Source organism: Propioniciclava sp. (assembly GCF_029977985.1).
Classification (GTDB): domain Bacteria; phylum Actinomycetota; class Actinomycetes; order Propionibacteriales; family Propionibacteriaceae; genus Propioniciclava.
Map to the genome: position 1 here is coordinate 1 of NZ_JARKOT010000129.1, position 21541 is coordinate 21541.

23 protein-coding genes and 1 tRNA gene are annotated in these 21541 nt (G+C 71.7%); 19 read left to right on the plus strand and 5 right to left on the minus strand.

Annotation, left to right across the window (positions count from 1 at the left end):
* On the plus strand, positions 1-632 hold a 632-nt coding region (locus Q1K57_RS08145), incomplete at its 5' end, for a topoisomerase C-terminal repeat-containing protein (RefSeq protein WP_300080786.1).
* Between the two features lie 75 nt (positions 633-707).
* Entirely contained in the window at positions 708-1181 is a 474-nt protein-coding gene (locus Q1K57_RS08150) for a GNAT family protein (protein WP_300080788.1), read from the plus strand.
* A gap of 3 nt (positions 1182-1184) precedes the next feature.
* On the opposite strand, the gene Q1K57_RS08155 is transcribed toward Q1K57_RS08150, so the two are convergent.
* Together Q1K57_RS08155 and Q1K57_RS08160 are read right to left on the minus strand one after the other, a co-directional pair.
* A complete protein-coding gene (locus Q1K57_RS08155) occupies positions 1185-1583 on the minus strand; it encodes an NUDIX domain-containing protein (protein WP_300080790.1) in 399 nt (132 codons plus the stop codon).
* A gap of 54 nt (positions 1584-1637) precedes the next feature.
* Complete coding sequence (locus Q1K57_RS08160; protein ID WP_300080792.1) at positions 1638-3092, minus strand: catalase; 1455 nt, start codon at positions 3090-3092, stop codon at positions 1638-1640.
* A gap of 113 nt (positions 3093-3205) precedes the next feature.
* Between Q1K57_RS08160 and tmk the strand changes: the two genes are divergently transcribed.
* The 6 genes from tmk to Q1K57_RS08190 all read left to right on the plus strand — a co-directional run bounded on the left by tmk (position 3206) and on the right by Q1K57_RS08190 (position 8232).
* The gene (tmk, locus tag Q1K57_RS08165; RefSeq protein ID WP_300080794.1) at positions 3206-3919 is read left to right on the plus strand and encodes a dTMP kinase; all 714 of its coding nucleotides are present in this window, start codon (positions 3206-3208) and stop codon (positions 3917-3919) included.
* Entirely contained in the window at positions 3916-5070 is a 1155-nt protein-coding gene (locus tag Q1K57_RS08170) for a DNA polymerase III subunit delta' (RefSeq protein ID WP_300080795.1), read from the plus strand. Before tmk ends, Q1K57_RS08170 begins: the two co-directional genes overlap by 4 nt.
* 83 nt (positions 5071-5153) lie before the next feature.
* A complete protein-coding gene (locus Q1K57_RS08175; RefSeq protein ID WP_300080797.1) occupies positions 5154-6041 on the plus strand; it encodes a DoxX family protein in 888 nt (295 codons plus the stop codon).
* A gap of 129 nt (positions 6042-6170) precedes the next feature.
* Positions 6171-7460 (plus strand): alpha/beta hydrolase, encoded by a 1290-nt coding sequence (locus Q1K57_RS08180; RefSeq protein ID WP_300080799.1) that lies wholly within the window; start codon positions 6171-6173, stop codon positions 7458-7460.
* A gap of 175 nt (positions 7461-7635) precedes the next feature.
* Positions 7636-7708, plus strand: a tRNA-Thr gene (locus Q1K57_RS08185).
* Between the two features lie 32 nt (positions 7709-7740).
* Complete coding sequence (locus Q1K57_RS08190; RefSeq protein WP_300080801.1) at positions 7741-8232, plus strand: NUDIX domain-containing protein; 492 nt, start codon at positions 7741-7743, stop codon at positions 8230-8232.
* A 35-nt stretch (positions 8233-8267) separates the two neighbouring features.
* Here Q1K57_RS08190 and Q1K57_RS08195 read toward each other — a convergent pair whose 3' ends face one another.
* Positions 8268-8744: a hypothetical protein gene (locus Q1K57_RS08195; RefSeq protein WP_300080804.1), complete on the minus strand. Its 477-nt coding sequence runs from the start codon at positions 8742-8744 to the stop codon at positions 8268-8270.
* 253 nt (positions 8745-8997) lie between these two features.
* On the opposite strand from Q1K57_RS08195, the gene Q1K57_RS08200 reads away from it, so the two are divergent.
* The 9 genes from Q1K57_RS08200 (at position 8998) to Q1K57_RS08240 (ending at position 17846) form a co-directional block, all read left to right on the plus strand.
* Positions 8998-10233, plus strand: a complete 1236-nt coding sequence (locus Q1K57_RS08200; protein ID WP_300080807.1) for a branched-chain amino acid ABC transporter substrate-binding protein — start codon at positions 8998-9000, stop codon at positions 10231-10233.
* Positions 10234-10314: 81 nt separating this feature from the next.
* Entirely contained in the window at positions 10315-11274 is a 960-nt protein-coding gene (locus tag Q1K57_RS08205) for a branched-chain amino acid ABC transporter permease (protein WP_300080810.1), read from the plus strand.
* Positions 11271-13019 (plus strand): branched-chain amino acid ABC transporter permease, encoded by a 1749-nt coding sequence (locus tag Q1K57_RS08210; RefSeq protein WP_300080813.1) that lies wholly within the window; start codon positions 11271-11273, stop codon positions 13017-13019. The genes Q1K57_RS08205 and Q1K57_RS08210 overlap by 4 nt, the downstream gene beginning before the upstream one ends.
* The gene (locus Q1K57_RS08215; protein WP_300080816.1) at positions 13016-13954 is read left to right on the plus strand and encodes an ABC transporter ATP-binding protein; all 939 of its coding nucleotides are present in this window, start codon (positions 13016-13018) and stop codon (positions 13952-13954) included. Before Q1K57_RS08210 ends, Q1K57_RS08215 begins: the two co-directional genes overlap by 4 nt.
* On the plus strand, positions 13947-14657 hold the full coding sequence (locus Q1K57_RS08220) for an ABC transporter ATP-binding protein (protein WP_300080819.1): 711 nt from the start codon (positions 13947-13949) through the stop codon (positions 14655-14657). The genes Q1K57_RS08215 and Q1K57_RS08220 overlap by 8 nt, the downstream gene beginning before the upstream one ends.
* A gap of 24 nt (positions 14658-14681) precedes the next feature.
* Positions 14682-16508 (plus strand): DUF2207 domain-containing protein, encoded by a 1827-nt coding sequence (locus Q1K57_RS08225; protein ID WP_300080821.1) that lies wholly within the window; start codon positions 14682-14684, stop codon positions 16506-16508.
* Positions 16505-16939, plus strand: coding sequence for a thioredoxin (trxA, locus tag Q1K57_RS08230; protein ID WP_300080824.1), 435 nt, complete (start codon positions 16505-16507; stop codon positions 16937-16939). The genes Q1K57_RS08225 and trxA overlap by 4 nt, the downstream gene beginning before the upstream one ends.
* Positions 16940-16959: 20 nt before the next feature.
* On the plus strand, positions 16960-17232 hold the full coding sequence (locus Q1K57_RS08235) for a DUF2277 domain-containing protein (protein WP_300080827.1): 273 nt from the start codon (positions 16960-16962) through the stop codon (positions 17230-17232).
* The gene (locus tag Q1K57_RS08240) at positions 17229-17846 is read left to right on the plus strand and encodes a DNA-3-methyladenine glycosylase (RefSeq protein WP_300080830.1); all 618 of its coding nucleotides are present in this window, start codon (positions 17229-17231) and stop codon (positions 17844-17846) included. The genes Q1K57_RS08235 and Q1K57_RS08240 overlap by 4 nt, the downstream gene beginning before the upstream one ends.
* On the opposite strand, the gene Q1K57_RS08245 is transcribed toward Q1K57_RS08240, so the two are convergent.
* Entirely contained in the window at positions 17827-18444 is a 618-nt protein-coding gene (locus Q1K57_RS08245) for a hypothetical protein (RefSeq protein WP_300080833.1), read from the minus strand. The two genes, Q1K57_RS08240 and Q1K57_RS08245, sit on opposite strands and share 20 nt — an antisense overlap.
* A 168-nt stretch (positions 18445-18612) precedes the next feature.
* Positions 18613-19632, minus strand: coding sequence for an adenosine deaminase (locus tag Q1K57_RS08250; RefSeq protein ID WP_300080836.1), 1020 nt, complete (start codon positions 19630-19632; stop codon positions 18613-18615).
* Positions 19633-19700: 68 nt separating this feature from the next.
* Here Q1K57_RS08250 and Q1K57_RS08255 point away from each other — a divergent pair, with 68 nt between their 5' ends.
* Together Q1K57_RS08255 and Q1K57_RS08260 are read left to right on the plus strand one after the other, a co-directional pair.
* On the plus strand, positions 19701-20411 hold the full coding sequence (locus Q1K57_RS08255) for a response regulator transcription factor (RefSeq protein WP_300080839.1): 711 nt from the start codon (positions 19701-19703) through the stop codon (positions 20409-20411).
* Positions 20412-20413: 2 nt separating this feature from the next.
* Positions 20414-21538: a HAMP domain-containing sensor histidine kinase gene (locus Q1K57_RS08260; protein ID WP_300080842.1), complete on the plus strand. Its 1125-nt coding sequence runs from the start codon at positions 20414-20416 to the stop codon at positions 21536-21538.
* Positions 21539-21541: the final 3 nt, after the last annotated feature.

Consider the following 21541-nt stretch of genomic DNA (forward strand, 5'->3'; position numbering starts at 1 on the left):
TGGCGACTCCCGCGGGCATGGAGCGGCCACTCGGCGTGGATCCGGCGTCCGGGAACGCGGTGGTCGCAAAGAACGGCCGGTTCGGGCCGTACGTGACCGAGGTGCTGGGCGAGGACGCGCCGAAGTCGGCGAAGCCGCGGACGGCGTCGCTGTTCAAGGAGATGACGCTCGAGGGGGTCACGCTGGCCGACGCGCTGCGGCTCATGAGCCTGCCCCGGGTGGTGGGCGAGATCGACGGCGAGGAGGTCACCGCGCAGAACGGCCGCTACGGGCCCTACCTGAAGAAGGGCACGGACTCGCGGTCGCTCGGGTCGGAGGACGAACTGTTCACGGTCACGCTGGAGCAGGCAGCCGCGATCTTCGCCGAACCCAAGACGCGCGGGCGGCGGGCGGCGGCGTCCGGCCCGTTGAAGGAACTCGGGGCCGACCCGGCCTCCGGCAAGCCCGTCGTCGTCAAGGACGGCCGCTTCGGGCCGTACGTGACCGACGGCGAGGTCAACGCCACGCTGCGCAAAGCGGACTCCGTCGAGGCGATCACTCTCGAGCGGGCTGCCGAGCTCCTGGCCGAGAAGCGCGCCAAGGGTCCGGCGCCCAAGCGCACCACGCGTCGCGCCGCGGCGAAGAAGCAGTAGGCGCGCGCCGGTCGCACTGTCGCCGGTCGCGCTTCCGCCGCCCGCGTGGCGAGGCCGCTGCTACCGTGGCTCCCCATGTCCGTGCTGCGCCCCCTGACCCTGGCCGATCTCGACGAGTTGCTCGTGGTGCAGCGCGAGGGTGCTGTCGAGGCGCTCGGCCACATCTTTCCCCAGGACCAGAACCCGTTCCCGACCGAGCGCATTCGGGAGCGCTGGCTCGCCGAGCTCGCCGACCCCGCCGTCGACTGTTTCGCGGTCGTGCTGCACCGGCGTATCGCCGGGTTCGCCGCGACCCGCGGCGAGGAGTTCCTCCACCTCGGTACCGCGCGGGACACGTGGGGCAGTGGGCTGGCCGAACAGGTTCACGACGCAGTGCTCGACCACCTGCGCGCGGGCGGTCACACGCACGCCCGCCTCCGCGTCCTCGTCGAGAACGCGCGCGCCATCCGGTTCTACACGCGCCTCGGCTGGCGCCCCACCGGCGTCACCGAGCGCACCGACTTCGCCCCCCACCCCCTCCTGCGCGTCTACGAACGCGACCTCGCCTGAGCCTCAGCCCACGCGCAGGGCCCCCAGGACGTGCTCGGTCAGCAGGGGCGCGAGCGCCAGCCCGGACGCCGCCGGCTCGGTCACGCTCACCCAGGCCAGCTCCTCGATCTCCCCGGACGCCGTCGGCTCGCCCCCCAGCGGCGCGCCGAAGACGTCGGAGGTGATCGTCCACCCCGGCTCGTTCGCCGCGGCGGCCGACCACGTGCCGAGGAGGGCGACGGCGTCCGGATCGAGGGTGAGCCCGACCTCCTCGCGCACCTCGCGGCAGACGGCCTCGAGGTGGGTCTCGCCGGGCTCGACCTTGCCGCCGGGCAGCATGAACACCCTGGTGCCCCGCTTGCGGACCACGAGCAGGTCGCCGTCCGGCTTCACCAGCGTGCAGGACACCACGAACACGTGCACGCCCCGGATCCTAGCGGGGCCGGGGCGTGCGGAGGTGAGGCGGGCGGTGCGCGATCAGCCCTTGACGTTGGCCTTCAGGCGCGAGCCGATGCCCTGATCGATCGACGTCCAGTACCAGACGAAGCGATCGGCGACCTCGTCCCGCGTGATCTGCCTCAGCTGGTCGGTGAGGGTCTCGACGAGACGGTCGCGGGCGGCGTCGTCGAAGACGTCGCGCACGAGGGTGCCGGGCTGGCTGAAGTCGTCGTCGTCCTCCCGCAGCGTGTAGGCCGCGCGGACCATGGCCCCGTCGGATTCCCAACCCTCGGCCACCTCGCCCTGCCACTCCGAGTAGGGCCGGCCGAGCGAATTCGGCGCATAGACCGCCTGGTCGCCGGAGTGGTGGAACGCCATGTGGCCGTCGAACATCCACTGGTTGACCGCGTCGGGGCCGCCCTCGAGACCTTGCGGCTGGTTCACCGGCAGCTGGTGGAAGTTGGCGCCGATGCGGGCGCGGTGGGCGTCCGCGTAGCCGAAGACGCGGCCGAGCAGCATCTTGTCGGGCGAGAAGCCGATGCCCGGCACGATGTTCGACGGCGCGAAGGCCGCCTGCTCGATCTCGGCGAAGAAGTTCGTCGGGTTCTCGTTGAGCTCCAGGACACCGACCTCGTGCAGCGGGAAGTCGGCGTGCGGCCACACCTTGGTGAGGTCGAACGGGTTGAGGCGGTACGTCTTCGCCTCCTCGTACCCCATCACCTGGACGGACATCGTCCACTTCGGGTAGTCGCCCCGCTTGATCGCGTCGAACAGGTCGCGGCGGTGGTATTCGGCGTCCTCGCCGGCGAGCTTCTTGGCCTCGTCGTTGGACAGGAACTCCATCCCCTGTTGGGTGTGGAAGTGGTACTTCACCCAGAACCGCTCGCCGGCGGCGTTCACCCACTGGTAGGTGTGCGAGCCGTAGCCGTTCATGTGCCGCCACGTCCTGGGCAGCCCCCGGTCGCCCATGAGGTAGGTGACCTGGTGGGCCGACTCGGGCGACAGCGTCCAGAAGTCCCACTGCATGGTGGCGTCGCGCAGGCCCGAGTCGGGCAGGCGCTTCTGGCTGCGGATGAAGTGGGGGAACTTCATCGGGTCGCGCACGAAGAAGACCGGCGTGTTGTTGCCCACGAGGTCATAGTTACCGTCGGTGGTGTAGAAGCGAAGCGCGAACCCACGCACGTCGCGCCACGTGTCGGGCGAGCCGAGCTCGCCGGCCACCGTGGAGAAGCGCAGCAGCGTGCGGGTCGTCGTGCCCGGCTGGAAGAGCGCGGCCTTCGTCCACTGCGACACGTCCTGCGTCACCGTGAACGAGCCGAACGCGCCCGAGCCCTTCGCATGGGGACGCCGCTCCGGGACGTTCTCGCGGTTGAAGTGGGCGAGCGTCTCGACGAGGTGTACGTCGTGCAGCAGCAGCGGACCATTCGCTCCCACGCTGAGGGAATGGGCATCGCTCTCGACCGGCGAACCTCCGGAGGTCTGGGAGTGCGTCATCGTCACTGGTTCCTTTGCTTGTCGTCCGCGGGGCCGGGGGTCGTCGGCCCTCGTTCCCAGTGAACCCCAGCGCGGCCCGAACCATTCCGGCTGGTGAGCTTAGGATTGCCTGCGTGCGAGGGATCTTCATCGTGTTCGAGGGCGGCGACGGTGTCGGCAAGTCGACGCAGGCCGAACTGCTCACCGACTGGCTGATTGCCCAGGGCCGCGACGTCGTCCGCACGTTCGAGCCGGGTGACGGGCCGGTCAACGCACAGATCCGGCACATCTTGTTGAGTCGCTCGACCGAGAACCTCGCTCCGCGCGCCGAAGCCCTGCTGTTCGCCGCCGACAAGGCGCAACACGTGGCGTCCGTGGTGGAGCCGGCGCTCGAACGGGGGGCGGTCGTCGTGAGCGACCGCTACGTGGACTCCACGCTGGCCTACCAGGGTGCCGGCAGGGTCCTGGAGACCGGAGCGGTCGAGCGGATCAACCGCTGGGCCACCGGCGATCTCCGCCCCGACCTCACCGTTCTGCTCGACCTCGATCACAGGGCGGGCCTGGCCAGCGCGGGCGATGCCGACCGCATGGAGTCGGCGGGGGGCGACTTCCACGCCCGCGTCCGCGAGGGGTTCCTCGAGCTTGCCGCGCGCGACCCCGCGCACTACCTGGTCCTACCCGCCCGCGACGACCGTGGGGCCATCGCGCACGCGGTGCGCGAACGCGTCGCGTCGCTGCTCGTCGATCCGGACGCCGTCGGTGACGGCCCCGACGTCTCCCGGCGCGGGGTGCTGGGCGCCCTGTTCCGCGCCGAACTGTCGGACCCTGCCGCCACCCTGGAGCCATGAGCACCGCGACGCAGGCAGGCCGGGGCGTCTGGGCCGAGTTGGTCGGCCAGGAGCGCGCCGTCGAGACACTGGTCCGCGCGGTCGCCGGCGGGCGGCACGCGATGACGCACGCGTGGCTGTTCACGGGGCCACCGGGGTCGGGGCGGTCCAACGCGGCGCGCGCGTTCGCGGCCGCGCTGCAGTGCCCCGACGGGGGCTGCGGCGACTGCCGCGCGTGTCGAACGGCCTTGTCCGGTGCCCATCCCGACGTGACGCTCGTGCGCACCGAACAGCTCTCGATCGGGGTCGACGATGTGCGTGAACTCGTGCGCCGCGCCGCGATGGCGCCCACCCTTGGCCGCGCGCAGGTCATCGTGGTCGAGGACGCCGACCGTGTCACCGAGCGGGGCGCGGACGCACTGCTCAAGGCGATCGAGGAGCCTGCGGCGCGGACGGTCTGGATCCTCTGCGCACCGACGGCCGACGACGTGGTGCGCACGATCCGCTCGCGCTGTCGTCTGCTCGAACTGGCCACCCCCTCCGACGAGGCGGTCACCGCACTGCTGGCCGGGCGCGACGGCGTCCCCTATGAGCTGGCCGCACACGCGGCGCGGGTCGCGCAAGGGCACATCGGCCGGGCTCGCGCCCTCGCCCGCAGTGAGGACGTCAGGCGCCGCCGCGCCGAGGTGCTGCGTATCCCCAGCGCGCTCACGACGCTCGGGGCCTGCCTGCAGGCCGCCGCGAACGTGGTGGAGGCGGCGGCCGAGGAGGCGTCCCAGGCGACCGCCGAGGTCGACGCGCGCGAGCGCGCCGAACTGTCGGAGGCGCTCGGCCTGGGAACCAAGGGGGCGCGGCCACGCAACACGGGCGCGCTGCGCGATCTGGAGGACCAGCAGAAAGCCCGCGCCAAACGACTGCAGCGGGACGCGCTCGACCGGGTCCTGACCGAGTTCACCACCTACTACCGTGACGTGCTGGCGGTGCAGACCGACGCGACCAAGCGCATCATCAACGCCGACCTGTCCGGCGAGCTCACCGCCCTGGCCCGGCGCAGCACCCCCGATCAGACACTCGCCCGGCTGGACGCCATCCTTGCTTGTCGGGAAGCACTCGAAGCCAACGTCGCCCCCCAGTTGGCCGTCGAATCGCTCATGATCAGCCTGCACGCCTGAGCGTCCGGCCGTGTCGCTGCGCGGGAACCCCCGCCACCTTTGCGACGATGGGTGTGACTGATTTTCCGACCGAAGGGCCCCCGATGGCTGACGAACGCGATGTGCACGACGAGGACACCACCGCCGAGCAGACGTGGGACGACGAGTCGCCGAGTGCGGCCTCCGACGAGCCGGCCGGCTCGCACGTCGTGACCAAGGACGAGGTGGCGGCCGACGAGCCGATCGGCACCCCCGTCAGCGCGACCGGCAGCAGCCGGATCGACGACGACGGCACCCTGTTCCGCAAGGAAGCGGCCCAGCAGGCGGTCGGCTTCACCAACCAGTCCGTGCGGGCAGAGCACGAGCGGCTGCAGGCCGAACGGGCGGCGCGGCGCCAGGCGCGCCTCGACGCCCTCAATCCGGCGCCGGTGGCGCCGGTGGTGCCTGCGAACCGTCCCGCGGCGGTGGCCGCGGCCCACGCCGAGCGTCGGGCGGCGGCTCCGGCCGTGCGCGAGGTCGTGACGGAAAAGATCGTGACGACGCGCAACACTGACAAGTTCCTGCCCTCGTTGGGACTGTTCCTCCTGCGGCTGGTGACGGCGGCCATCTTCGGCATCCACGGCGTCAACAAGCTGCTGAACATTCCGGCGACGACGGACATGATCGGGCGGACCTTGCTGCCGTACCCGTCGATCCTGGCCGTCGTGGTGGGGGCTGCAGAGGTGGCGATCGCGATCGCCCTCGTGTTCGGCCTGCTCACGCGCGTTGCGGGGCTGGGCGTCGTGCTGATCACGGTGGGCGCGCTCGTGTTCGTGCTGTGGGGCCAGTCGTGGAGCCCGTTCGCGGCGGGCGAAGCGGGTTTCATCGGTGAGTTGGAGTTGCTGCTCGCGGCCGTCGGCGTGTTGTTCATGAGCGTCGGCGCCGGCGGCTGGGCCGTCGACCGCGGGTTCCGCGCTCGCCGTTCCGCCGACCGCGCGGCACGGGAGGCCTGACCCCGCGTGCCCGTCCGGGGCACCTTGCGTTCGAGCGCGGCCGGCTTGGCCGCGCTCGTCGTTTGCGCGGTCCCCGCGGGGTGTGCGCCCGCGGCCTTCCCGTCGCCGACCCCCGCCACGCCGACGCCGGTGGCGTCCACCCGGCTGGACTGGCAGCCGTGCGCGTTCGGCACGTGCGCCACTCTCGCGGTGCCGGTCGACCACGACGACCCGGCGGCAGGCACGCTCGAGCTGGCTGTGGTGCGCGTGCCGGCCTCCGAACAGCCCTCGTTGGGCGCGGTGTTCGTGAACCCGGGCGGCCCGGGCGGGTCGGGGCGCAGTTTCGCGGCGGCGTTCGACCGCACGGGGCTCGAACGGTACGACATCGTGGGGTGGGATCCGCGCGGTGTCGGCGGGTCGGCCCCCGTATCGTGCACCGACGGTGCGGGCACCGACGCGTACCTCGCGCTCGACAACTCACCCGACGACCAGGCCGAGGTGGACGCCCTCCTCGCGGGTTCGCGGGCCTACGCCGAGGCCTGCCGGGAGCGGTCGGGCGTCCTGCTCGACCATCTGTCGGTCCAGGACACTGCGCGGGACCTCGACCTGCTGCGGGCAGCGGTGGGGGAGGAGCGGCTGACGTACTACGGCGCGTCCTATGGCACGGCGATCGGCGCCGCGTACGCCGCACTCTTCGGTGAGCGGGTGGGGCGGATGGTGCTCGACGCCGGGGTGGAGCCGCGGCGCCCGCCGGGCGTGCCGCAGGCGGCCGGCTTCGAGGACGCGCTCGCCCGCCTCGGCCCCGACGGCGAGGCCCGAGTCACCGCGCTGCTGGACGGGCTGGACAGCAAGCCCCTCGCCGTCGAGGATCGCGTGCTGACCCAGACGTTGGCGACCGCCGGGCTGGTCACACTGCTGGGCGGCGGTGAGGGGACGCGGGCGGCGTTGCTGGCGGCGGTCGCGGCGGCGGAGGCGGGCGATGGCTCCGGCCTGCTGGGCGCCGCGGACGCCGCGAACGGACGCCGGCCAGACGGCTCCTACTCGGGGCTGGTGGCCGCGTTCACGGCGACGTACTGCGCGGACGACGACGTGCGGACCCCCGCGCTGGCGCGGGAGCGCTGGGCGGCGGAGCGGGCGGCCGCGCCGGTGTTCGGGTCGGCGATGGGGGCGCCGTGGCTGTGCGTGGGCTGGACGGCCGCCCCGGCCGAGCCGTTGCCGCTGCCCGCGGCGCCGGGGGGCACGGTGGTGGTGCTGGGGGAGCGCGGCGACCCGGTGACGCCCTACGCCTGGTCGCAGGCGCTGGCGGCCGACCTCGGTGCGACCCTGCTCACCACGCCCGGTACGGGCCATGTGGCGTACGGCCGGGGCTCCACGTGCGTCGACGCGGCTGTGCGCGGGGTCCTGACCGGGGACGGACCGCCGCCGGCGTCCTGCCCGTGAGGGGTCGGTCACGTTTCTGACCTAGGAAATCGTGGCACGTGCCAAGAATCCCTATGTCAGAAAGCCGATGTCACTTACCTCCTCAGCCGAGCCCCGCGCGCGTCCGGCTGGCCTCCGCGCGCGTTCGCGTGCGCTACGGCCGATCTGTATAGTTGTGCCTCGGCCGTGAGGCCGCGCCACCTTAGCTCAGTCGGTAGAGCGACGCACTCGTAATGCGTAGGTCTGGGGTTCGATTCCCCAAGGTGGCTCTCCTGCTGTCCACGCCGGCCCAGGAGGCTCCATGGCCACCCCCGACTTCATCCTCGACCTACGCCGGCGCGTCGGCACGATGCCGCTGTGGCTCTCGGGCGCGACGGCGTGCGTGCACCGCGACACCCCTGAGGGCCCCGCCTGGCTCCTCGCCCGCCGCGCCGACAACGGTGCGTGGTCGCCCGTCACCGGCATCATCGACCCCGGCGAGCACCCGGGGGACGCCGCCCTGCGCGAGGTCGCCGAGGAGACGGGGATCGTGGCCGAGGTCGAGCGCCTCGTCTGGGTCGACGTCAGCGAGTTGGTCACCTACGCCAACGGCGACCAGACGCAGTACATCAACTTCACCTTCCGCTGTCGCTACGTCAGCGGCGACCCCCACCCGGCCGACGGGGAGAACGTCGAGGTCGCGTTCTTCCCCGCAGACGGACTGCCCCCCATGGACGGCCGCAACGCGGCCGCCCTCGCCGCCGTCATCGCGGACGCCCCCGAGTGCGGTCTCGGCCCCCTGCCGCACCCCTGACCCGCCCCGTCACACCACGACGGACGCCGCCGGCATCATCCCGCCGCCTCCCGGGCCAGCGTGTGCATCAGCGTGGCACCGTCGGGGAACCGCTCGAGTTCGCGCAGCGTGTGCAGTTCGACCCGCCAGAAGGATCCTTCCTCCTTCATGCCCCACATGTGGTCGCGTGCCTCGGCGACGACGAGGAACCGGGACGGGCAACGCGTCGTCATGCGGGCCTGCTCGCGCGCGAGGTTGACCCTCAGGCAGCCGGCGAAACCACGTGCGGCCAGCGGCGAGCTGTCGTCGGCCAGGTCGGCGTCCACCCCGAGGAGGTGGAGGCCGGCGATGCTGAAGCCGTTGCACTCGGCGAGAAACGCTGCGTAGGCCTCCGGCAGGACCAGTCCCAACTGCAGGCGGATCGCCTCCCGCAGCGCGCGGATCCGCGCGACGCACGCCCCGGGGCGCACGACGTCGCCCGGACGCCGGGCGCGTCCGCGCAGCAGGGCGACGTCGGCGGCGTATGGACCCATGGCCCGGGATGCTAGAGGCGCCTTGCGCGGTGTAACCGGCCCTGTACGGAGGTGGCACGTGATTGTCACAACGGACCCGATGACGAGGTCGGAAGCCGCTGGCCGCCCCCGAGTTCGGTAACGGAGCGATTACGACTCGATCACTTCAACATTTCTCGGCGTGAAACCCGCTGGACAACGGGCTCCGTGGCCCTAGATTGTGCGCCAGCCCAGACCGCTACACCCTGCGGCAACGTCCCAACAGGAGGACCACGTGACCATCTCTCGTCGTACCGTGCTCGCCGGCTTCGCCGGTCTCGCCGCCACGGTCACCCTGAGCGCCTGCGGTTCCCGCACGGCCACCACCGAGACCGCCGGCACCTCCGGCACCGCCTCGTCCGGCAAGACCGTCAAGATCGGCTTCATCGCCCCGCTGTCGGGTGGTCTGTCGGCCATGGGCACCGGCATGCGCAACTCGGTCGACCTGGCCATCAAGCAGGCCAACGAGTCCGGGGCCATCCCGGGCTGGACGCTCGAGCTCGCGGCCGAGGACGACCAGGCGCAGCCGGATCCCGGCCGCAACGCCGCCACCAAGCTCGCCGGGGACGCCGATGTCATCGCAGTCGTCGGCCCGCTGAACAGCTCGGTCGGCCAGGCACTGCAGCCGGTGCTGGACGCCGCCAACATCACCCTGATCTCTCCGGCGAACACGAACCCGACGCTCACCAAGGGTGCCGACCTCGCCAACCCCAAGCGCGCCTACCACAGCTACTTCCGTACCTGCACGACCGACGACGTGCAGGGCCCGTTCGCGGCGAAGTACCTGCTCGACAACGGCATCAAGGAGGTCGCGACCGTCCACGACAAGAAGGCCTACGGTCAGGGTCTCGTCGAGGCCTTCACGAAGGCCTTCACCGAGGGCGGGGGCACGATCGTCGCTGCCGAGACCATCAACCCCGACGACAAGGACTACTCGGCCGTCATCACCAAGGTGGCCGCGGCGTCCCCGAAGGCCCTCTACTACGGCGGTGAGTACCCGAACGCCGGCCCGCTCAGCCAGCAGATGAAGAGCGCCGGGCTCAACGTGCCGCTGATGGGTGGCGACGGCCTGTTCGATGCCGCCTACATCGAGCTCGCCGGCTCGACGTCGAACGGCGACCTCGCCACGTCGGTGGGTGCTCCCGCGGAGACCCTGCCGTCGGCCAAGGCGTTCGTGGACGCCTATGCGGCGGCAGGCTACGCCGAGGGCTACTCGGCGTACGGCATGTACGCCTACGACGCGGCCAACGCGATCATCGAGGGGCTCAAGACGTCGCTCGCGTCGGCGTCCGACGTGGCGTCGGCTCGGCAGGCGACGGTCGAGGCGGTCGGCAAGGTCGACTTCGAGGGCGCCTCGGGCCGGGTCGCGTTCGACGAGTACGGCGACTCGGTGTCGCGCGTCCTCACCGTCTACAAGGTCACCGAGGGCAAGTGGGCCGCCGATAAGACCGAGGACTTCAAGGACGCCTGAGCGGACCGGAGCGAAACCACAACGAGGTGAGGAGTGGGACGCCGTCGCGTCCCGCTCCTCACCTTGCCGACTAGGAGAGCGATGGACCTCTTCCTCCAGCAACTGGTGAACGGCCTGAGCCTGGGCGCCCTGTATGCGCTGATCGCCGTGGGCTACACAGTCGTCTACGGCATCGTGCAGCTCATCAACTTCGCCCACGGCGAGATCTTCATGGTGGGCGCGTTCGGCGCCTACACGACGTGGATGCTCATGGGTTCGCCCACGAACATCAGCGCGGGCATGGCGCTCGGCGTGGTCCTGCCCGCCATGGTGCTGGGCGGCGTCCTCACCTCGGTGGCCACGGCGCTCCTCATGGAGCGGCTCGCCTACCGGCCGTTGCGGGGCGCGCCACGCCTCGCTCCGCTCATCTCCGCGATCGGCATCTCCATCGCACTCCAGGAGGCGGTCCGTCTCTTCTACGGCCGCATCCCCGGCTTCCCCGACAGCCGGCGTGCCATCCCGTTCCCGGTCATCGAGGGCATCACGGGTCGCACGGTGGCCGTGGGCGGCGTCACCTTCCAGTTCTCGGCGATCTTCACCCTCGCCGCGCTGGCGGTGTGCACCGTGCTGCTGTGGTGGTTCGTCAACAAGACGCGGATGGGCCGCGCCATGCAGGCCACGAGCCAGGACGCCGACACGAGCCGCTTGATGGGCATCAATGTCGACCGCGCGATCGCCACGGCGTTCGCCGTCGGTGCGGCGCTGGCCGCCGTGGCCGGCATCGCCCACGGGCTGCGCTACAACAACATCGACCCGCTCATGGGCTTCATCTCGGGCCTCAAGGCGTTCACCGCCGCCGTCCTCGGTGGCATCGGCAACATCAACGGCGCCGTCGTCGGCGGGCTGACCCTCGGCGTCGTCGAGGCGATGGCGACCACCTACATCCCGGGCCAGTTCGGCAGCTCGGCGTGGAAGGACGTGTGGGCGTTCGCGCTCCTCATCCTCGTGCTCGTGTTCCGGCCCCAGGGGCTCATGGGTGCGAAGGTGGTGGACCGCGCATGAACGGCCGCGCCTCCCTCGAGCAGTACCGTGGGCCGGGACGCCTCGTCGCCCTCGCCGGAGCCGCCCTCCTCCTCGTGGCTCCCTTCCTCACGTGGGCCTACCGTCCGGCCCTCGACGACATGACCTACCCCGGTGCCCCGTCGCCGCTCCAGTGGTGCGCCTTCGCTCTGGGTCTCGTCCTGGCGCTCTGCCTCGTCCTGCCCTGGGTGTTCCGGGGCACCGGACGCCGCAGCCTCGGCCGGCGGCTCAACTTCAACCGCGGGGCGCGGGCCGCCGCGGTCGCGGCAATCGCGTTCGTCGGCGTCGTGCTGGTCTCGACGGCGCTGGAACTCGGCGGACTCGTGGCCGTCGAGCCGGGCGGTTGGCTGGCCCTCGCCGGCGGCGTCCTGGCCCTCGTCGGGACGCGCACGCTGCCGCGCGGGGAGGACCCGACGCTGCGGAGCATGCGGTCGGCGTCGTGGATCCAGATCCTCGGCATCGTGGCGGCGCTCGCGTTCGTGCTCTTCGCGGCTGCGCACGCGCTCAACCAGGACGACCCCGGCGCGTTCTTCAGCTTCGCCGTGTGGGTGGGGGTGGCGGTGTACGTCGCTGCCCAGCTCGGCCTGATGGGCTGGTTGTCGGCGGCGTCCAACGCGAACCGCAAGGTGATGGTGCTGAGTGCCTTCGTCGTGGCGTTCGCGTTCCCGTTCACCCAGAACGGCTCGGACGCCAACATGAGCGTCGCGGCCGGCGTCCTCATCTTCGCCGCGACCGCGATGGGCCTCAACATCGTCGTCGGCCTGGCCGGCCTGCTCGACCTCGGCTACATCGCCTTCCTCGGCGCGGGCGCCTTCACGGCCGCCGTGCTGAGCGAGTCGGCCTTCGCCACGATCGGCTGGCATCCGCCGTTCCCGGTCGTCGTGCTCATCTCGGGGTGCATCTCGGCGCTGCTCGGCCTGCTCATCGGGTCGCCGACCCTGCGCGTCTCCGGCGACTACCTCGCCATCGTGACCCTCGCCTTCGGCGAGATCTTCCGCATCACGATGAACAACCTCGATGGCACCGACGGGCCCAACCTGACCCGTGGGTCGAACGGCATCCCGGCCATCCCGAACCTCGACTTCTTCGGGTTCGACTTCGGGGTGCCGCACGACATCTTCGGCGTCACCATCGGCCGGTTCGCCAACTACTACTGGCTGCTGCTGCTCGTGATCGCCCTCATCATCATGGTGTTCACGAACCTGAACCGCAGCCGCATCGGCCGCGGCTGGGTCGCGATCCGCGAGGACGAGCGCGCCGCCGATGCCATGGGCGTCAACACGTTCGGGCTCAAGCTGCTGGCCTTCGCCGGCGGCGCGTTCCTCGCCGGCATCGCCGGCTCGGTGAAGGCGCACGTCGACGTGTCGGTGACGCCCGACCAGTACATCTTCCTCGAGTCGGCCTTCCTCGTCGCCGGCATCGTCCTCGGCGGCATGGGCACCGTGGGCGGCGTCCTCGTGGGGGCGGCCGTGCTCAAGCTCTTGCCGGAGAAGCTGCGCTTCTTCGACGACTACCGGCTGCTCAGCTTCGGCCTGCTCCTCGTCGTCATGATGCGGTTCCGCCCAGAGGGTCTCCTGCCCGACGAGCGGCGCCAGCTCGAGTTCCACGACGAGGACGAGGACCTCGCCGAGGAGATCGCCGAGGACGTGGCCGCCCACCGGGTCGGCTCGGTCGTCGAGGGCAAGCCGTCCGCACCGGCGGCGTCCGGAAAGGAGCCCCGCCCGTGACCAGCACCCAACCGATGACGCAGCGCCCCGCGCCGGAAGGTCGCGTCCTGCTCGAGGCTTCCGATGTCACCATGCAGTTCGGCGGGCTGACCGCCGTCAACCAGGTGTCGCTGCACATCGCGGCCGGGGAGATCCTCGGCCTGATCGGCCCGAACGGCGCCGGCAAGACGACGTTCTTCAACTGCCTCACCGGCATGTACACCCCGACGTCGGGCCGCGTCCTGCTCGACGGGGAGGTGCTGCCGCCGAAGCCGCGGAAAGTGGCGGCCGCGGGCGTGGCGCGCACGTTCCAGAACATCCGGCTGTTCCACAACATGACGGCGCTCGAGAACGTCATGGTGGCCCGCTTCTGCCGGACGAAGACGAACGCGATCGACGCCATCTTCCGGACGCCACGCCACCGCCGCGAGGAGGCCGAGACCCGCGAGGTGGCCCAGCGGTGGCTCGACTTCGTCGGGCTCGGGCACACCACCGACCTGCTGAGCCGCAACCTGCCCTACGGCGACCAGCGGCGTCTGGAGATCGCGCGCGCCCTCGCGCTCGATCCCAAACTGCTGCTGCTGGACGAGCCGACCGCAGGCATGAACCCGCAGGAGACCCGCGACGCGGAGGAGCTGATCCAACGGGTGCGTGGGCTCGACATCGCCGTGCTCGTCATCGAGCACGACATGCGGTTCATCTTCAGCCTGTGCGACCGGGTGGTCTGCCTCGTGCGCGGCGAGGTGCTGGTGGAGGGAACGCCCGAGCAGGTGCAGAACGATCCGCGGGTCATCGAGGCCTACATCGGTGCCCCCATCGACAACCCGGACGCCAAGCCGGAGCCGCCGGCGTCCACCGAGAACCTGCGGCCGAGCCAGCCGGTGCTGGAGATGCCCCCGAACGCCGTCAACCCCATCATCAAGCCGCGCCACAAGCGAGGAGGAACCGATGCTTGAGGTGAAGGACCTCGTGGTGGCCTACGGCCGGGTCCAGGCGGTGAAAGGCATCTCGTTCGAGGTGGAGCAGGGCCAGGTCGTGTCGCTGCTCGGCACGAACGGTGCCGGAAAGACGACGACGCTGCGCACCATCTCGGGGCTGCTCAAGCCGGTGTCGGGGGAGATCTGGTTCGCCGGCGAGCGCATCGACGGCGTCCCGGCCCACGAGATCGTCAAGCGGGGCATCGCGCAGTCGCCCGAGGGGCGCCGGCTGTTCCCCCGCATGAGCGTCGAGGACAACTTGCTGCTGGGCGCCTTCACGCGGCGGGACACCGCCGGTGTCCGTTCCGATCTCGACCGGGTCTACACGCTGTTCCCGGTGCTCGGGGAGAGGCGGAACCAGGCGGCGGGGCTCTTCTCTGGGGGCGAGCAGCAGATGCTGGCCATCGGGCGGGCCATGATGAGCCGCCCGAAGCTCCTGATGCTGGACGAGCCGTCGATGGGCCTCTCGCCGATCATGACGCAGACCATCATGCGGACCATCGCTGACCTGCGGGCAGAAGGAACGACGATCCTGTTGGTCGAACAGAATGCGCAGGCGGCGCTCCAGCTTTCGGCCTACGGCTACGTGTTGGAGGTCGGACAGATCATGTTCTCGGACACGGGGGCCGACCTGCTGGAGGACGACCGGGTGAAGCGCACCTATCTGGGCGTCGATCTCTGAGCTCCGGCCGGGTAGCGTGGGAGCATGCACAGGACCCTGCGTGCACTCTCCCTCGCCCTGCTCACTCTCGCCCTGCTCGTGGGGGCGCCCACCGCGGCCCGCGCCGACGACGACACGCCGTCGGACTGGCGGATCGCGCGCTACGACGCGACCGCACGCTTCGACCGCGCCGGGCTCGCGACGATCACCGTCAACTTCGACTTCGACTTTGCCGCCACACCGGGGCACGGTCCGTTCCTGACCCTGGTGGAACGCCAGCGCGTCGAGGGCAACCCGGACGTGTGGCGTCTCGTCGACGTGAACCTCGGCCAGGTCACCAGTTCCACGGGAGCACCCACCGACGTCGAGACGACCCACGAGGACGGATCGCTCGTCATCCGGATCGGCGACCCCGACGTGGAGGTGTCCGGGGTCCAGTCGTACTCGGTGACCTACACGGCCCGCGGCCTGATCGCGCCCAACCAGGCCGCCAGCGGCATGGACGAGGTCAACTGGAACGTGATCGGGCTGGGCTGGCAGGTGCCGCTCGCCGACGTCACCGCGACCGTCACCGGCCCCACCAACATCCACGAGGCGAAGTGCTGGTGGGGGTCGTCCTACACGGACCCCTGCACCGCCGAAGCGACGGCCGCGACCGCCACCTACCGGCACACTGGCCTCGCCCCCGGTGAAGGGCTGCAGGCCGTCGCCGGCTTCCCTGCCGGCACGTTCACCGACGCCGAGCCCGTCTACGCCAAGCGCTACCACCTGGGGAACCTCATCCCGCTGACGCCCGTTTCGGGCACGATCGCCGGTCTCGGCACGGTCCTCGGTGTCGGCCTCGTGCTGCTCCGCACGCGTCGCTCGGCCCGCGACGAGGTCTACCTCGGGCTCACCCCCGGTGTGCGGCCGGCGCCCGGCGCCGAGACCAAGGTGGGCCGGAGCAGCGTTTCGGCGCCCGTGGCGGTGGCGTTCACGCCGCCGAAGAACACGCGCCCGGGCGAGATCGGCGTCCTGACGGACGCGACGGCCGACGATGTCGACGTCACCGCAACGATCGTCGACCTGGCCGTGCGCGGGCACTTCCAGATCAGCGAAGCTGGCAAAGACAACTGGCGCTTCACACGCCGCGCGCCTGCCGACAGCCTCACCCAGGCCGAGCAGCACGTCGTGGACACTCTGTTCCGCGCGGGAGGCCAGGTCACCACCGCCGACCTGCGCGACAAGGCCTACCACGAACTCCTGCCCGGCGTCCGGTCACGGCTCTACGATCGCGTCACCCGCGATCTGCGCTGGTTCGTGAGCAAGCCCTCCGACGCGCGCGTGCTCGCCGCCCTCATGGGGGGAGCCATCATCATCCTGGGCGTGGTCGTGGGCGGCGCCCTGGCCTTCATCGCCGGACTCGGCCTCGTCGGCATCCCGTTCGTCGTCACCGGGCTGCTCGTGATCGCCCTCGCGCACAAGTTCCCCCGGCGGACCGCCGAGGGGTCGGCGGTCCTCGCCGAGGCGAAAGGGTTCGAACTGTACCTGCGCACCGCGGAGGCCGACCAGATCAGGTTCGAGGAGGGCATCGACGTCTTCTCCCGCTACCTGCCGTACGCCATCGTGTTCGGCGTGGCCGACCGCTGGGCGAAGATCTTCGCCGATCTCGCCGCGCAGGGGCGGTATCAGCCCGACGACTGGTACGTGGGGCCCCACGGCTACTTCTACGGCTACGCCTTCGGCAACTCGCTGAACTCGCTCGCCGGGAACCTCAGTTCGTCGATGCACGCAGCGGTGACCGCCCAGACGGCCGCGACGGCCGGCTCGTCGGGTGGTTCCGGCTTCTCCGGCGGCGGTGGCTTCGGCGGCGGCGGCGGGGGCGGCTGGTGAGCGCCGGCGACGTCGTCGCCTGTCCCGCCTGCGCGACCAAGAACCGCCTGCCGGCGACGGCGTCCGGACGCCCCCGCTGCGCCGCGTGCAAGGCGGACCTTCCCTGGTTGGTGGACGCGGGAGACGCCACCCTGGCCGCCGCCCTCGACACGAAGCTGCTCGTCGTGCTCGACCTGTGGGCGCCGTGGTGTGGGCCGTGCCGCATGATCGCGCCCATCCTGCAGCGGCTGAGCGTCGAGTACGCAGGGCGTATCAAGGTGGTCAAGGTCAACGTGGACACGTCACCGCAGGCGGCGCAGCGCTATCAGGCGCAGAGCATCCCGCTCGTGCTGCTGCTGCACGAGGGCCAGGTCGTCGACCGCATCCTGGGCGCCCAGCCGGCGCCCGCCCTGCGCAAGCACGTGGACGCCGCCCTCGCCCGGACCGCTTGACGCGTGGCAGGGTGGGCGGCATGTGCCGCAACATCCGCCCGCTGTTCAACTTCGAGCCGCCCGCCTACCCGGACGAGGTGCACGCCGCGTCGCTGCAGTATGTGCGCAAGGTGTCGGGCATGAACAAGCCGTCGCTCGCCAACCAGGCCGCCTTCGACACGGCGGTCGCCGAGGTCGAGGCCGCGACGCAGCGGCTGCTCAACGCGCTGTCCACCGTCGCGCCCGCCAAGGACCGCGAGGTCGAGGCCGCCAAGGCTCGCGCCCGGAACGCGGCGCGGTTCGGGGCGGCGTGAGCGCCCCGGAAGACCCGGCGCTTCCCGACCTGACCCGCCGAGGGCTCGTGGTGGCGCCGGAGTTGCTGGGCTGCGTGCTGTGGGCCGGCGGCGGCGTCGGCGTCCGGCTGGTGGAGGTGGAGGCCTACGAGGGGGCCGACGATCCGGCCTCCCACGCGTGGCGCGGCCGGACGCGGCGCAACGCAGTGATGTTCGGGCCGGCGGGCCGGCTGTATGTGTACCAGCTGCACGGTCATGCGTGCTGCAACGTGGTGTGCGGGCCGGCGGGCATCGCGACGGCGGTGCTCCTGCGGGCGGGCGAGGTGGTGTCCGGGCTCGACCAGGCGCGGGCGCGGCGTCCGGGGGTGCGGGACGCCTGGCTGGCGCGGGGGCCGGGGAACCTGACGCGGGCGCTGGGCATCACCCCGGCCGACAACGGCGTGGACCTGCTTGCCGGGGGCCGGGTGCGGCTGCTGGGCGGGGGGCGTCCGGACGCCGTCGACGCCGGCCCACGGGTGAACGTGTCGCGGGCGCACGACCGGCCGTGGCGGTTCGTGGAGGCGGGGTCGCCCTCGGTGTCGGCGTTCAAGATCCACGCGGCCGCGCGGGGCGTGATCAGTAGGGGCCCCGGATGAGAACACGGTCGTCGGCGTCGACGACCTCCTCGACCGTGTGGCCGTCGACCAGGGCGATCGTGCCGGCGGGCAGCATGAGGAGCTTCATGATCTCGGGGCGGACCGTCGTGAGCTGGAAGGTGTGGACCGAGACGAGGTTGTCCGGGCTGGCTTGCGTGGTCGGCGGCAGCGGGCCGACGTACCAGCCCGAATCGCCGGGCTGCGTATTGCCTTGGCGTTCGAGGTAGATGCGCGGCGAGGCCAGGGCGTCGTGGTGGTAGATGATGCGGTCGTCGTAGCCGCAGTCGAGGGGGTCGACGTTCGCCTTCAGGAGCGTCGCCGCCTGGCCCGCCTGCACCCAGAGTCCGAGCGAACAGTCGTCGGTGAACGTGAGCTCGGGTGAGGTGCCGTACGTCGGGGACTGGATCCGGGCGCCGTCGCCCTCGGCGTCGTAGGCGAGCCGGAACAGCGCCCACCCGACGCGGACGGTCATCCCGTCGCGCCACTGGTCCACGAGGTCGGCGAAGTAACCGAGCACCGTGGTGGCGTAGAACCCGAACGCCTCGTCGGCGGACAAGACGAGCCGGCGTCCACGGACGTGATGGGTGAAGTCGTGCACGGGATCCTCTCCGTTGGCGCGAGGCCCGACGCGGGGGGCCACGCCCGCGGGGGGTGTCACGTTTGTGACATAGGGAATCGTGGCACGTGTCCTGATTTCCTAGGTCAAGAAGGTAGGTCAGGCCACGGGACGCCGCCGGTGCGCTCGGGGGCGAGCGGTGGTGCGACGTCAGCTGGACGCCAGCCAGGCTGCCACCTCGGCCCGCCAAGCTGCCTTGTCTTCGTCCGGCGCGAACGAGGCGTCGATCGACGCGGACGCCAGCCCCGCCAGTTCGGCGTCCGACAGGGCGTGCACGTCGCGGGCGGCGGCGTACTGGTCGTTCAAGCGCGCCAGGAACAGCAGCGGGTCGTCGGCGCCGAGCGCGACCTGCGCGCCGGCGTCCAACAGCGTCCGCAGGGGCACGTCGGCGAGCGTCGGATAGACGCCGAGGTGCACGTTGGACGCCGGGCACACCTCGAACGCCACCCCCGACGCCACGAGCTCGGCCAGCAGCGCCGGGTCCTCCGATGCCCGGACGCCGTGCCCGAGCCGCGTCGGCTCCAAGTGCGCGAAGACCTCGCGCACGTGGTCCGGCCCGCGCAGTTCGCCGCCGTGCGGCACCCCGGGCAGGCCGGCTCGCCGGGCGATCCGGAACGCGCCGTCCCACTCGGCGGTCGGCCCCTCCCATTCGTCGTTGTTGAGGCCGAACGCGCACACCTGACCCGGCCCCTGGCCGGCGTAGCGTGCGGCCAGCCGGGCGAGCGTGCGGGCGTCGAACGGGTGCCTGATGCGGGAGGCCGCCACGATCACCCCCACCTGGATCCCCACCTCGCGGGAGGCGACTTGCGCCTCGTCGAGGATGATCTCCAGCGCCGGCTGCAGCCCGCCCACCGAGGCGGCGTACGACGTGGGGTCGACCTGGATCTCCAAGCGGCGCGACCCCTCCGCCGCATCGTCGGACGCGGCCGCCCGCACGACCTCGCGGAGGGCGTCCTCCCCCTTCACGACCGCTCGGGCGATGTCGTAGAACCGCTGGAAGCGGAACCAGCCGCGCTTGCCGGCGGGCACGTCCAGCGCGACTGAGTCCACGAGCGCCTCTGGCAGTTGGACGCCACGGGCCTGCGCCAGCCGCACCAACGTGGGGATGCTCATCGAGCCGGTGAAGTGCAGATGCAGGTGCGCCTTGGGAAGCCGGGTCAGGTCGCGCACGAGGCGATGGTAGACCGTGCTCCCGACCGGCTCGACCGGCGAGCCTCTCTACGCGGCAGGATGGAGGCGTGCACATCCTGGTCGTCGACGACGAGTCCCAGATCCGCGCGGTGCTGCGCGCCTACCTGGAGGCCGATCATTTCACCGTCAGCGAGCTCGGCTCGGGAGGACCCGTCGTGGACGCCGTTGCCGCCGGGGGCGTCGACCTCGTCCTTCTCGATGTCGGGCTCCCGGACGCCTCGGGCCTGGATGTTCTGGCACGCCTGCGCGCCACCGCCGCCGACGTGCCCGTCATCCTCGTCACCGCCCGGGCCGACGAGGTCGACAAGCTCGTCGGCCTCGGCTCGGGCGCCGACGACTACGTGACCAAGCCGTTCAGCCCCCGCGAGGTCGTGGCCCGTGTCCGGACGGTGCTGCGCCGGACCCGACCGGCGGCGTCCGACGGTTCGGGGAAGACGGACGACGGCGTCCTCCGCTTCGACGGACTCACCGTGGACGTACCGCGCCGCGAGGTCGCCACGGACGCCGGCCCCGTCGAGCTGACCGCGCTCGACTTCGACATCCTCGCCGCCCTCGCCGCCTCGCCGGGGCGGGTGTTCTCACGCGCGCAGTTGCTCGAATCGGTGTGGGGCTACGACTTCTACGGCGACGAACGGGTGGTGGACGTGCACGTCCGCACCCTGCGTCACGCCCTCGGCGACGACGCCACGGCGCCACGCATGGTCGGGACCGTCCGCGGCGTGGGCTACAAGTTCCGGCTCAAACCGAAGGGGGCCTAGCAGTGCGGCGGCTCAGTGTCCGGCTCATCGCGTCCCACGTCGCGGTCGCGGCGATCGCGGGGGTCGCGACGTTCGTCATCGTCCAACTGCTCGCGCCTGCCCTGTTCGACGCCTCGTGGCGCCGCGCCGAGATGCAGGGTGGGGGACCCGGCGCCGGGCGCGGCCAGATGGGCGGCCTGCGCCTCGCGATCGCGGGGGACGTCACCGCGGCGCTCGTCGTTGGGGCGATCGTCGGCGTCACCGTTGCGGCGCTGTTTGGCGCCTTCGCGGCGTTCCGCCTCGTTCGGCCCCTCAACCAGGTCCGCGAGGCCACCCGGCGCATCGCCGGCGGCGACTACGGCGTCCAGGTGCCCGACGCCGGGACCGCCGAACTCGACGGCCTCGCCGCCGACGTGCGCACCCTCGCGGCCGCCCTCGACGACACCGAACGCCGCCGCACCCGCCTCCTGGGCGAGGTGGCCCACGAGATGCGCACGCCGCTCACGGTGATCGACGGCACGGTCGAGGGCATGATCGACGGCATCTGGCCGGCCGACGCCGAGCACCTCGGTCGCCTCGGCGACGAGTCGCGCCGCCTGCGCCGGCTCTCCGACGACCTGTCTTTGCTGTCGCGCACCGAGGAGGGCCGGCTCGCGATCGCCCCGGTCCGGTGCGACCTCGCCCGCGTCGTCGCCGACGCCGCCGAGCGCCTCCGCCCCCAGGTCGCCGACGCCGGTCTGACCCTGCAGGTGGACGCCGCCGGTGTGGTCCCTGTCGTGGCAGACCCGGACCGCGTCGCCCAGATCGTCACCAACCTCGTCGGGAATGCGATCCGGGCGACCGGGCCCGGTGGCGCGATCACGCTGCGCGTGGCCCGCTCCGCCGCGGGGGACGATGGCATGACCGAGGTCACGGTCGCCGACACCGGGGAGGGCCTCGCTGCGGCCGACCTCGAGCGGGTCTTCGAACGCTTCTACCGCGTGCCCGACCGCCGCAGCCCCGGGTCGGACACCGGTTCCGGCATCGGCCTCACGCTGGCGCGGCGCCTCGCCCGCGACCACGGCGGCGAGCTCGTCGCTCGCTCCGAGGGCCGCGGACGCGGCGCCACGTTCGTCCTCACGCTGCCGGCGGCACCGGCGGCGTCCTGAACC